The sequence below is a fragment of the Moorena sp. SIO2C4 genome, assembly GCF_010672485.1.
GTDB classification, from domain to species: Bacteria; Cyanobacteriota; Cyanobacteriia; order Cyanobacteriales; family Coleofasciculaceae; genus Moorena; species Moorena producens.
The window spans coordinates 1-11,605 of the sequence record NZ_JAAHGN010000105.1 but is presented as its reverse complement, the minus strand read 5'-3'; the positions used below and the strand labels follow the sequence as shown (position 1 = coordinate 11,605).

Annotated in this window: 11 protein-coding genes and 2 pseudogenes; 1 reads left to right on the top strand and 12 read right to left on the bottom strand. The window is 42.8% G+C overall.

Annotated elements, in window-relative coordinates; genetic code table 11:
• From F6K20_RS08455 to F6K20_RS08405, 11 genes and pseudogenes are all read right to left on the bottom strand, one after another.
• Positions 1 to 402: pseudogene (locus tag F6K20_RS08455) on the bottom strand (D-alanine--D-alanine ligase family protein); the annotation flags it as partial.
• Positions 403 to 450: 48 nt separating this feature from the next.
• Entirely contained in the window at positions 451 to 1,860 is a 1,410-nt protein-coding gene (locus F6K20_RS08450) for a sodium/proline symporter (protein WP_071104738.1), read from the bottom strand.
• A 174-nt stretch (positions 1,861 to 2,034) separates the two neighbouring features.
• A complete protein-coding gene (locus F6K20_RS08445; protein ID WP_137985527.1) occupies positions 2,035 to 2,226 on the bottom strand; it encodes a hypothetical protein in 192 nt (63 codons plus the stop codon).
• 25 nt (positions 2,227 to 2,251) lie between these two features.
• Positions 2,252 to 3,229: a DMT family transporter gene (locus F6K20_RS08440; protein ID WP_071104739.1), complete on the bottom strand. Its 978-nt coding sequence runs from the start codon at positions 3,227 to 3,229 to the stop codon at positions 2,252 to 2,254.
• 273 nt (positions 3,230 to 3,502) lie between these two features.
• Positions 3,503 to 4,504: an NAD(P)-dependent oxidoreductase gene (locus tag F6K20_RS08435; RefSeq protein WP_287264919.1), complete on the bottom strand. Its 1,002-nt coding sequence runs from the start codon at positions 4,502 to 4,504 to the stop codon at positions 3,503 to 3,505.
• A 185-nt stretch (positions 4,505 to 4,689) separates the two neighbouring features.
• Positions 4,690 to 6,015, bottom strand: coding sequence for an ATP-grasp domain-containing protein (locus F6K20_RS08430; protein WP_071104740.1), 1,326 nt, complete (start codon positions 6,013 to 6,015; stop codon positions 4,690 to 4,692).
• Positions 6,016 to 6,086: 71 nt separating this feature from the next.
• The gene (locus F6K20_RS08425; protein ID WP_071104741.1) at positions 6,087 to 6,920 is read right to left on the bottom strand and encodes an O-methyltransferase; all 834 of its coding nucleotides are present in this window, start codon (positions 6,918 to 6,920) and stop codon (positions 6,087 to 6,089) included.
• Positions 6,921 to 6,931: 11 nt separating this feature from the next.
• Positions 6,932 to 8,263, bottom strand: a complete 1,332-nt coding sequence (locus F6K20_RS08420) for a sedoheptulose 7-phosphate cyclase (protein WP_071104742.1) — start codon at positions 8,261 to 8,263, stop codon at positions 6,932 to 6,934.
• A 1,280-nt stretch (positions 8,264 to 9,543) separates the two neighbouring features.
• Positions 9,544 to 9,756: a type II toxin-antitoxin system HicB family antitoxin gene (locus F6K20_RS08415; RefSeq protein WP_071104743.1), complete on the bottom strand. Its 213-nt coding sequence runs from the start codon at positions 9,754 to 9,756 to the stop codon at positions 9,544 to 9,546.
• A complete protein-coding gene (locus F6K20_RS08410; RefSeq protein ID WP_071104744.1) occupies positions 9,746 to 10,006 on the bottom strand; it encodes a type II toxin-antitoxin system HicA family toxin in 261 nt (86 codons plus the stop codon). Before F6K20_RS08410 ends, F6K20_RS08415 begins: the two co-directional genes overlap by 11 nt.
• Before the next feature lie 170 nt (positions 10,007 to 10,176).
• The gene (locus F6K20_RS08405) at positions 10,177 to 10,542 is read right to left on the bottom strand and encodes a hypothetical protein (protein ID WP_229419995.1); all 366 of its coding nucleotides are present in this window, start codon (positions 10,540 to 10,542) and stop codon (positions 10,177 to 10,179) included.
• A 342-nt stretch (positions 10,543 to 10,884) separates the two neighbouring features.
• Here F6K20_RS08405 and F6K20_RS08400 point away from each other — a divergent pair, with 342 nt between their 5' ends.
• Complete coding sequence (locus F6K20_RS08400; RefSeq protein WP_229419996.1) at positions 10,885 to 11,058, top strand: hypothetical protein; 174 nt, start codon at positions 10,885 to 10,887, stop codon at positions 11,056 to 11,058.
• Positions 11,059 to 11,190: 132 nt separating this feature from the next.
• Here F6K20_RS08400 and F6K20_RS08395 read toward each other — a convergent pair.
• Positions 11,191 to 11,605 (bottom strand): annotated as a pseudogene (locus tag F6K20_RS08395) (cell division protein FtsH); the annotation flags it as partial.

Sequence of the window (11,605 nt, the reverse complement as noted above, 5' to 3'; positions counted from 1 at the left end):
TGCCGCTGCCACAATCTCCTTAGCTCTGGCTTTATGGGCAGTTAGTGCCATCAAATCTGGGGTATTGCCCACATAGGGAATATTAAGCAGATCGAATAGGGCGCGGTATTCAGTCATGCCAGGAATGCAAAACATTTGTGGCAGCACTAGGTCAATAGTTTGTGCTGTTATGAATTTTACAGCCTCAGAGAGGGACATGGGTTTGGCTGCGGCGATGTCTTCGCTACTGAGGGATTGGGGAAACCGCCACTGACGATCGGGGGTGATGTAGGCAATATGAAATTCGTAGAGAGAAGGATTCGCCGTTGCAGTAATACAGTCTTGGGCGTAAAGGCGTGACAAATCACAGTAAAAGTCATTGTCTGCAGACCCAACTAAATGAAGAATGCGAAGTACTGACATAAATAATCTCCTTTTATAAAGAACTAAACTAAACAACTAAAAACGGAATCATTTAGGATGTTTTAAAAACTGAGCAATTCCATAGACTGCCATTCCTGCAGCCATACCTGGAAGCACTTCATAAATCGCACTAGACAAATCAAGTCCTAAATTCCAAATCAAAGCTGTAGCAATCCCAATTCCCATCATTGCGATCGCTGTGATGAAATTCACTGGTCGCTGCCAAACTCTCAAGATTAATAAAGGACCCAAACCTGAAGCCAGAGCCGACCAAGAAAAAGTCACTAAAGCAAAGACATTGTTATTGCCAAGTAGGGCGATCGCCAAAACTACTGCTGTTACAGTTAGGGTTCCTACCTTTGCGAATTTGTAAGATTGAGCTGCAGCCGGAAAAATATCTTGGGTTAGGGCAGCTGAACAAGAGAGTATTTGAGAATCTGCTGTGGACATAGTGGCAGAAAACAGCCCAGCAAGCATCAATCCCACTAAAACTACTGGTAACAATTTCAACGATAGGTAAGGAAGTGCCAATTCAGGATCCCCTGAAGCCAACAAATCTGGTATCAACACTCGCCCTGCTAAGCCGATCCCCATAGCCGATATCGAGGTTAATAAACCCAAAGCAGCTTTGAGATTTCTGGCAAAAGCAATGTTGTCGGCTGAGTCAATTGCCATAGCGCGCACCATAATGTGGGGTTGTCCCACCACACCAAAACCAGCTACTATCCAACCAATAAAGAAAGGCGCAAATCCCCACGGTTGCTGAGAATAATTCCAGTTGATTAAAGCTGGATCAATGGCTGCCAAAGATTGCCACATTTGCCCGGTTCCACCACAACTCGCAACCGCCACTACTAACAACACTAACAAGGAACCGATCATGATTGTTGCTTGTAGGGCATCGGTCCAAATTGAGGCGCGAATTCCCCCAGAAAAGCAGTAGATCACGACAATTACTGCTCCTATAATGATGCCTAAATTATAGTTCCATCCGAACACAGCATTGAGTGCTTTGCTTCCTGCTACCAGTTGGGCTGCGGCGTAGGAACCTAGAAATACAATAGTAATTATAGCAGAGATAATCGCAATCAAACGGGAGCCTTTCATATTTTGACTGAGAAAAGAGGAGACAGTATCTGAAGCAGTTTCCTCAGAGAGCTGTCTCAACCGTTTGAAAATAAAATACCAAGCAAGATAGTCCCCAATTGCCCAACCAATGGTCAGCCAGAGGGAGGAAATGCCTATTTTGTAGGCAAAACCCACTTGACCGATGAATAATAAACCACTTTGACCAGTTGCCATTGCCGAAAGTGCTGTCAGCCAAGGGTTGACATTGCGACTAGCCAGTAAATAATCGGTGGTAGTATTTTGTTTGCGGGTTGCCGAGTAAATACCCACTGCTGTAAATAACAACAGGAAGATGATAAACGTCAGTGCAATCCCAACTTGTTTAGCCATTAGGTTTGTTTAGGGGTTAATTAACCATTGCTAGGAATGGTTAATCTTATTAACTAAATCTTCATTTGATTATATGGCACCACAAATGTTTAATGTTAATACTTCGATGGTAAGCATATGCGCTACGCGCACGCTACGCGAACAGCGGTCAGCTTTCAGTGGTCAGCCGTGAGCCTAAAGCTCACGCTGCTTGAGGTGCTTATTTTCTTCAAAAACTGTTCCCGTAGCGTGGCCAAAGGCGAAGCGTGCGCGTAGCGCATAAGCTGATAGCTGATAGCTGATAGCTGATAGCTGATAGCTGATAACTGATAGCTGATAACTGATAGCTGATAACTGATAGCTGACCTGCGATGTTGATAAGATCAAATTTTGATAGATTCAGTCGTTAAACTTAACTATTAGCCGATTCAATGGGAGATTTAATAGCAGACCTGCTAGAAATCGCTAAATACATTCCCACTAAAATGACAACAAAGCTGACTAAATTAAAAAAACTAAGAGGTTCTGAGAAAATTGCCCAACCTTCGAGGGAACTGAGAACAGGAACAATCAAACCAACTAGGCTAGCAAACCCTGAAGATATCTTTTTGAGGCAATAAGTCCAAAGTCCTATACCCAACATTTGACCAACGAAGGCTAGGGCAATTACTGAAAACCACCCAGTTACGGAACTCGGAAAAAGTTGCTCTTCGGTGATTGCAGCAACAGGAAATAGCAACAGAAAACTGGTTGTAGAAGACCAAGTCATAATTGTCACAGAGTTAAACTTAGTGCGAAGTTGCTCTGCAATCAATGGGTGTAAACCAAAAAATATTGCTGAGAGTAAAGCTCCAAAATCTCCTAGTAGTTGTGGGCCTATTCTAAATGAAAACAGGTCATTTATTTCTAGTAACATTACTCCTGCGATCGCAACAAACATACCCAAGATAAATCGACGGTCAAAGAGCTGACCAAAAGCTAGCCAGCCTCCTAAGATAGTAAATATGGGAGCCATATTATGCATGATACTAGAGTTGGCAACACTCGTCTGAGTTAAAGACCAAGTCCAAGCTATCAAAGCCATCGCTAAAAGCAAACCATCTGCAATCAGTAGCCTTTTTTCTGCTCCCAGATGATTTTTCTGTAGTTTAGGTTCAGTGTCCTTATTTTGGTGAGGCACATTTAACAAGTTACTCAGTAGTCCAAAGGCAACAGCTGCAATCCAGAAACGATTAAATGCTGTGGCATTTGGTCCCATTTCTAGTTCACTCAAACGTATAAAAATTGGTGATAAAGATAGACACATTATGCTACCTATTAATGCAGCCAAAGAATCTATTGGAACTGAATATAGGTATTGTATACGCAAATTTTTTGCTTGGATATTCATAGTTTTTATATATTAAAAATAATCTAACCTAAAAAAATGTATAATTTACTGATATTGCTTTCATTTATTTATTAATTTTTATGCTATTTCCCAAGTAATCATTAGTTGTATTTTGTTTCGAGTTTATAGACTATATGACTAGGGTTATAAAAACAGTATAAATGCAAAAGTAGCTGTCATATAATTTTTTATATGTAAAATGCCTAGCATTTACAGATTATTTTAAACCTTGCCAGCGGAGGAAAATTATAATTTTAATTTAGATTATTATTTTTAATTTAGGATCTCCAATAGCCAATGTAATCCTAATTTAAAAAGGTTGCTTCCTATCACTAGTACTAACACAGCCAACACAGAGAATATCCCTTTTTTGATGATCGCAGAATTCTCTGTCCCCGTGGGGGTAGACTGGGGTTGCGGTTGGGTGTCACTGGAGATTACAGGTAGAGCGGCTTTAGCAATGACTCCAGCTCGCTCCTCTTGCAGGCAGCGGACTTTGGTGGTAGCGTAGTTAGACCAACCCCGTCGCTCTGCTTCTTCATAGTCTTTGACTGTCAAGCTTAAGTGGTTAACACAGATATTACTCTGATTAGCCATCCCTAGAGCAATCCGCAAATCTTTATGCAGTAGTTTAACCGTAAAGGCTGGGTGCTTAGAGATGTCATCACAGCGCCGGGAAAACCAATAGTGGGGTAAACCATGAATGTCGCCAGCACTCTGACCAAAGGATCCAAACCGCAGGGTATCCCAAATAATTTCTAGGGGTATGCCTTGGGCTAAACCTAAAGTAATTCCTTCACTCACGGCTTGGACTGCAACAGCATTCACTGCGTTGTGGATCAGTTTGCATTTAGTCCCCGTGGTAATCTCTCCACAGTAGAGAACTCGATCAGCCATGAGTTCCAGGATAGGCTGCACTCGCTGGAATGTTACTTTTGAGCCACTGGCCATAATTGCTAAACCCATACCGCCTTTGCTTTGGGCACCTACAGGGCAATCATTAAAGGGGGCATCTAACATTTCAACCCCCAGTTGCTCCATGGCTTCATGAAGTCTGAGTATGGTTTCGGGAGAGTTGGTGGTAAGGTCTATGTAAACACTGCCGGAGCGCAATCCTTGAGAAAGGTTCTTCGGACCCTCTAGCACAGCTGTGATCACATCCGCTGGAGTTGGTAGGGCGGTAAAGATTATTTCCGCATAAGTGGCAAGTTCGGCACAACTCTCGACAATACAGGCACCTAAAGGCTGCAACTGAGCCATGGCATCTGGATTGATGTCCTAGACATAGACCGAGTAGCTATGGGCTATAAAATTAGCAGCTTGTCGCCCTCCAATATTGCCGCAACCGATGATACCGATGGTGGGATGATTGAGGGTAGATTCCCTTTCCGAAGTGCTGTTACTTGGTAACATATATTGCTTAACTTTTTTGATAGGGCGAATCTTAAGCCTATCGCTATTTAATCCCCACCCAATTCTACCAATTTACCAATATTAAAATCAATCCTTACCCAGCCTTTTAGTTTCCGTAAATTCTCTAATAATAGTAAGGTAATTTGCCAATGGGGTACGGTTAAAAATGGTAAGGGATCGTTGACTTGAAAAATGGCATCTGTACCCTTGACAATTTTTTGAATCCAAGCTTGTAAATCTGACCATGACCTGATCTCAGTCAGCCGCCAAATTTCATGATAGAGCCAGTAAGTTGGCTTACTGTCAGGGCGGGGCACAATCGGTAGTTCATTTTCATCCTCACTATCTTTAAGATAAGCATCTGCTAATCCTGGATGATTGTAAAACATGGTGATAGCAGAATGGGTGCGAGGATTACATTCAATGGGATAGACGGTGCCGTCTTCGGTTTGAATGAAGTCAAAGGAAATTTGTCCTGTCAAATTTAATTCCTTGACAAATTTATCCACCCATGAGTATATCTCAGGCTTATCAAGATGCTGATAATTGACTTGGAAAGGAGACGATGGGGAACAGCAGTGAAGTCTAATTTTTCCCTTGCGGACTGTACTGTGGGTACAATATTCCTGACCAGTAATAAACTCTTGCATTGTCCAAGGGTTTTCCTTTGTAATAGGAAGATTTTTGACATAATCTTCCATTCCTTCAAAGGGAAACTTGGTCATGTCCAAGCGAGAGACTGAATCATAGCGAATGCTTTTGATAATATACCGACTCCCATCTGATTTGAAGTCAAAATCTAGAATTTGTTGTGGATCGGTAATTAGGAAGGATTTTGGTGCTGATAATCCCAAACAACGGGCTTGCTCGCACAATGTAAATTTGTCGTCTAACATCTGGGTGATGTCAGGAGAAAAGTGGATGACTTCGCAGTAGGGGGAGAGTAACGTTCCAGCTACGGAATCATAATAGCTCGCTACTGGACTAGATACGGGAATGAAGGCATCAATGTTTTCTTTTTGAACAATTTTTAGTAAGGCTTGGGAATAACCATTGGGATATTTTTCTGGTGCTGGTACGGTATAAAACCCTTTAACCGCATTAGAAAATCGGTGACCAGATAGCCAATATTTATGAGTTTCAACTAAAAAGACATTGTGCCCAGACTTATGAAAAGAGCGAGCCAGTTGTAGGGCTTTGGTCATTTTGCCCCCGGTAATCAAGATGTTTTTGGCACCTTCAACAGCTATTTGTCTGGGAAATGGGGAAGTTATCCAATTGATTACCAGGGAAATAAAGACAAGAGTGGCATTCAGAGGTAAGGCAATTAACAGTAACGTTAAGGTGCCGATATTTTTTAGTAAAGCAATCATTATTTACTAGGGGAAGAACAAGGCAATGAACAGCTCCATTGCCTTTTGTTTATTGTCTGATCGTAATTTATCTAGGTGCGTCGGATGATAGTTAGACCATCTCGCAAGGGTAGTAACACTTGTTCCACTCGGGGGTCATCCGCTACAAACTGGTTAAATTTAGCGATCGCACTTCCATTGGGAGTCTGCTGCTCTGGGGGTAAATAAGGTTGTCCTTGAAGGAGGGTATTATCCACACAGATAAAGCCACCAGGAGTCAATAATTCCCTGTCTAGCAATACCTTGAAATAATCTACATATTCCTTCTTATCGGCATCAATAAACACCAAATCAAAGGATTCCTGGGCATCTGCCAACTTTTCTAGGGTTTCCAAAGCTGGAGCCACTTCCACCTTAATTTTGCTGTTGTGGGGGGACGCTTCAAAGCAAGCACGGGCAAAGTCTGCCACATATTGATCGACTTCACAGGCAACCAAGTGCCCATCTTCAGGCAAAGCTTCTGCCATGGCTAAAGCTGAATATCCAGTGAACATTCCGACTTCTAGGATGCGCTTGGCCTTAGTCATGTAGACAAACAACTTGAGGGTTTGTCCTTCAATATGCCCAGAGAGCATTTCCTGCTCCAACTGGCGCACGGTTTCTTCATCTGAGAAAAGCTTGCTCCAATCTTCTGTTGCCGTTTTCTGGGCTAAGGCCGCTAGGGCAGGAGACTCTGGAGTTGCACATTCTTCAAGGTAAGGGTCGATTCCAGCGGCTAGGGCTAGTGCTTGTTGGAGAGACGCCATCAGAGCAGCGGGCACTTTCTCCTGTTCGGCCATCTCGACAATCCCTTCCAGCTGTTGGACTAAAATCCCTAAGGGAGTTACGGGCCTTGGAGTTGGGGGACTTTGTAGTAGGTTAGTCATTTTTACTCCTTTTATTCAAGGCCGAGGTCACTGAGGTACATTTCTGTGCCTTTTCCAGCATCAGGAAAAGAAGAACATAATTGCTTATGCTTGTCAATGGCTGCTTCTAGCAATCCTGACGATACCTCTTGAGCGTAATCACAAGAACCAATCCCTGTCGGCAGTGGAGCCCACAAACCCCCTTCTCCTCGCTTGCGCCGCATATTTTTCTGACCTTCAAGCATCAGGTCAATATCTTCTAGGATGGGGTGGTAAACAGACAGACCGAGAGAGCGACACAATGCAATAATGCGATCGCGTTCTTCTGGTTTGAGCCAGCCCATCTCTGCAGCTAAAGTCGCGCCGAACGCCATGCCAATGGTGACAGAATGACCGTGCATTAATTTAGCAGCAGGTTCAAAGCGAGGACTCCAGGTGTGACCATAAGCGTGGGGACGGTCTTGGTAAGTCTCGAACATATTTGTTCCTTCATGCTTCATGTAGGAGAACAATGCCCGATAGATTACTGTATCAGCGATCGCTGCCAGTTTCTCATCGCCATCTATGGTCGCAAAGTGAGTCTCTACTAAGCGAGGACCGTATTGTTCCATTAACTCAAACAGAACCAGATCATCGGTGACTGCCATTTTAATAATTTCTGCCATACCGTTGCGGACATGACCTGTCGCCAAAGTACGGAAGAAACTCCGGTCTACTAAAGTCACTACCGGAGGATGATAGGATCCAATGCTGTTCTTGAATTGGGCACCGTTGGTGCAAGTGCGGGGCGACGGACCAGCATCGATAGCAGCCACAACCGTGGTTCCGACCATAATATAAGGAGTGCGTCGGTGCTGTAGGGCGCAGGCAAGTCCGGCTACGTCACTGAGAACACCGCCGCCTACCACTAGTACGGGTTCGTTCCGGGACACGTCGCAGCCATCTTTACCTAAAAATTTCAGCAAGCGGTGGACAGTTTCCGGAGTTTTGTCAGATTCCCAAGCACGGCAAGCCTGCAACTTTAGAGGAATTTCATACTCCTCGAAGTAGCGGCGAATTGAGGCTCCGTAAAGCTCATCTACGGTCTGATCCACAATTGCCACACAACGACCGCGACGACTGTAAACTTCCGCCAAGGTGGGATTGGCAGGGTTGAAAACCCCGTCCACTAACTTAACTGTTGCCTTTAGCGCATAGGTAGCAGAGATTTCAAAAGAGCGACCGTCTCCACTAGCAGCGATTTCTCCATGACCGGTGTACCACTCTGAGGTGCGGTACTTCTCTGGATGGTGGAATTGAATAATTTGCTCTGACTCTGAAGGAAAGAGCTTTGGTGATGTTGGATTAGGTTTAGCTTGAACCATACTTCTGCTGCTGCGATATTACTTGTTTGGGTGTTCCGAATGGTATGGAAAAATTTACATGGCATTGCTGATGCTCGGTATAATTCCATTCCCCTAGCCTTCCAATTTGGCGGTGTGCACCTTCAGCGAATTAAATTCGACGACTGTAAGCGCACCGGGGGATAACAAAAGCATCAACTCCGGCCAAAGTTGGGGAAGCAACGGGGGATTTACCAAAACCAGACGATCTAAATTGATTTTTCAATGTCTTGATGCAAAGCGCGAGTGGGGGAAACCCTTTTTCGCGACGCTGCATCGCTTGAGCAACGACGAATTTATATTTTCTTTAGATTTGCTTTGTCAGGAGTGAATAATCTAACCTGAGCGTTGCTACTTAATTAATGTAACAAAAATTTACAAATTTTCCTAGGGGTAGCAACAAATTTTTTTAGAGAACTGTATTGTTAACAACAGACTCAATCGGTCCTAAAGGTTTACCAAAAGCGGAGGATTGCACTGCCACTGGAGGCAATACAGGCATGACGACGAGCCTCTGCTACGGTGAAGGACATCATTCCTCGTGGTTGACATTAGGCAGCCATCCTATTAAAATAGGTATTTGTTACTACTAACCTCCTGCTCGGGCTAACCCCACTCACACCAGTGATACCCGTAATCATCACCCTCCTCAATTCCCGATTGCGACCGGTACACCTGTTGTGCTAGTAGGGCCGTTTCAACCTTGGAAAAAATAGGTAGGGAGATGGTCGGGTGGTCAGATGGGGATAATGTTTGACAAGCGATGCAGCTTCGTCTTACGGGTTTTCTTGATGAGCAAGTGCATCAAGAAATAGTCATAGTCGGGGTTTCCGTCAAATTTAATCAACACTAATTTCTGTTAGTTAACATTTCTTTACCCACGCCAGTAGATTAAAGCAGACTAATTAGTCTGGTGTCAAAGGTGCTTTTTCGCTTATTTTTAATCAAATTTAGTTTTATTGAGCAATTTAGCTACCTCTATATCCTATTATCTCCACAAATCGTCAACTTATTGCCTTTTAAAGCTGTATTTACTGTGGTAACAGGGGCTGGGGTGGTTCAGGCTTTCCAAATTTTGTTCAGGGTAAACACATGTTAGTTACAAATACCTACTGGATATGAGAGTCATTAGATAAGTATTTTTGCTTATTATTTCTGATTAAGGTTTCGAGAATTTAGATGGGTTTACCCTGGGGAGACTTTCAGATAGCATCCCCTCCAGCTGAAGAAAATGGGCTCTAATCTGATCTAAGAAGGATCTATTAAGCATAAATTAACCGTCCTTTGGGAGTAGGAATATAACGCCCCAACTCCTGAGCCGTTTCGATCCATTCTTGAATTACCACCTCTGCATTAGTCACTGCTTCGACATAAGTTTGACCATCTGCCATACAACCAGGTAATTCTGGTACTTCTACAATAAAAGCTTGGTCTGATTCACTCCAATAGATAATTAATTCATACTTAATTGACATCGCTATCTCCTAAACCGTATTTCACAATTAGATTTCTAACTTGCCTGACTTGATAAGCTTTGGCTTTGGTACCTTTAGGCTGAATATTAATGATTTCCTCTACATTATCCTTGGTAAAAATGTAGTGGTCGCCTCTGATTCGTTCGTCAAAGCCCAATTTTTTGAGTAGCTGACACAGTTCGGAAAACTTGATGTTGTTGTCGGATGTACCCGTAAGAATCTTTTGCAGCAGTTTTTCATATTTGCCCATTTCCTACCCCAAAATCTTCTCTAGTTCGTCCAAGTCAGAATTTATTTCTGCTTCAAGGGCTCTAAACTTTCCCATAATCATCCTTAATAGTTTTTCATTAATTATTTATCACCATCGAAATATAATTATTAAACTAAGCATTCATCTTTTAACTTAAGCAATAATAATTATTATTGACGAACTAAACCATGACTAGATTCTGTAGCTAACAAGCCATGGTTTTGTTTAAATTCAGCCAACAACCGAAAAAAAGATTCAAAACCTACTTTTTCATCATGACAAGAAAGCATAATTAACTTAGCCCATGACGTAACCGAATTAACCCCCAGTTTTTCCTGTAGCCAAGGTTGAAACTCATCATAAAATTTTGCTTCTGCTTCAGTCAAATCAATATCCATCTCACTGCGAGCATATTCATAACCAACTAAAAACATAAATAAATCGGTTACCGAAGAACGATCAATATACATACCAGGACATTTTTCGATTTTTTCTAGAATATCAAATAATCCATTTATAACAACACTACTATTCACCTATTTAAGTTATAAGGATGTTAATTCGTCCACAATAAACTTCGATATCAGGGGGACACTCACCATATTTACCACACTTCCCACACTTCCCATACTTCCCACACTCCCTGCTCCCTGCTCCCTAAAAAAAAAAAATTTACAAAATTTCAAAAAATATGCTATAATATTAAACTTTTTGTGCTAAACTGAAATTGTGGAAAATAAAATCCACGGGAAGAGCCAGCCTTAGAGTTTTCCAAGGCCATAGGCTGGCTCTGGGTCCCCTTTACAGGAGATAACTTATTATGTCCGATAGTCAACACCTATACCCAGCGATGCAGCGCGGTCTTGGGGGTTTCCCCCATGAGCGACTGCATCAAGACATGGGTGGTGGTTAGGTTGTTACGACCGATGCCACCAGTCGTTTTCGCTCGGTTCGAGAACCCTGCTGATGCCAAGGGCTATGTGCAGGTCCTGAAACTGCTGATGCCTGGTGCCAAGTTTCTACTTTTTTTTGACCAGCGAGTAATTCCGTAGCCTCACGGGGTTGTCACTCCGTGAGGATTTTTAGTCTAAAACTATTTCATTAAAATGGGGGTGCTAATCACCCCCATTTTAATGGCTATACAGTGGTTAATTTTTAGTTAAACAGGATGAACTAATTGGGTGTTAAACTACAGCAGCCTCCTTCTCGGCAGACTTAACTTTACTCAAAAGCTCTTGCAATTTGTCACCCTCAATTACTTCTGTGTCTAATATTTGTTGAGCAATGGTTTCGAGCAACTCCCGATTCTCGTTCAGAATCGCTAATGCTTGTTGATGACCTGTTTCTACAATCTCTTTGACTTCATCATCAATTGCTTTAGCAGTTTCATCACTGACATTGCGGCGGGGATTCATCATCCCATCTCCGAGAAAGTTTGACTGCTGACCTTTCTGGTAAGCTAAGGGTCCGAGCACTTTACTCATGCCATAGGTGGTTACCATTTGCTCCGCTAAATCCGTAGCTCGTTGGAGGTCATTGGAAGCCCCGGTGGTAATGCTATTAAACACAATCTCTTACGCTGCCCGTCCACCAAGCAAG

Excerpts from the sequence above, each read along its gene's own strand:
- F6K20_RS08450 (WP_071104738.1), bottom strand. The coding sequence starts at position 1,860 with ATGGCTAAACAAGTTGGGATTGCACTGACGTTTATCATCTTCCTGTTG.
- F6K20_RS08440 (WP_071104739.1), bottom strand. The coding sequence starts at position 3,229 with ATGAATATCCAAGCAAAAAATTTGCGTATACAATACCTATATTCAGTT.
- F6K20_RS08430 (WP_071104740.1), bottom strand. The coding sequence starts at position 6,015 with ATGATTGCTTTACTAAAAAATATCGGCACCTTAACGTTACTGTTAATT.
- F6K20_RS08425 (WP_071104741.1), bottom strand. The coding sequence starts at position 6,920 with ATGACTAACCTACTACAAAGTCCCCCAACTCCAAGGCCCGTAACTCCC.
- F6K20_RS08420 (WP_071104742.1), bottom strand. The coding sequence starts at position 8,263 with ATGGTTCAAGCTAAACCTAATCCAACATCACCAAAGCTCTTTCCTTCA.
- F6K20_RS08415 (WP_071104743.1), bottom strand. The coding sequence starts at position 9,756 with ATGTCAATTAAGTATGAATTAATTATCTATTGGAGTGAATCAGACCAA.
- F6K20_RS08410 (WP_071104744.1), bottom strand. The coding sequence starts at position 10,006 with ATGGGCAAATATGAAAAACTGCTGCAAAAGATTCTTACGGGTACATCC.
- F6K20_RS08400 (WP_229419996.1), top strand. The coding sequence starts at position 10,885 with ATGAGCGACTGCATCAAGACATGGGTGGTGGTTAGGTTGTTACGACCG.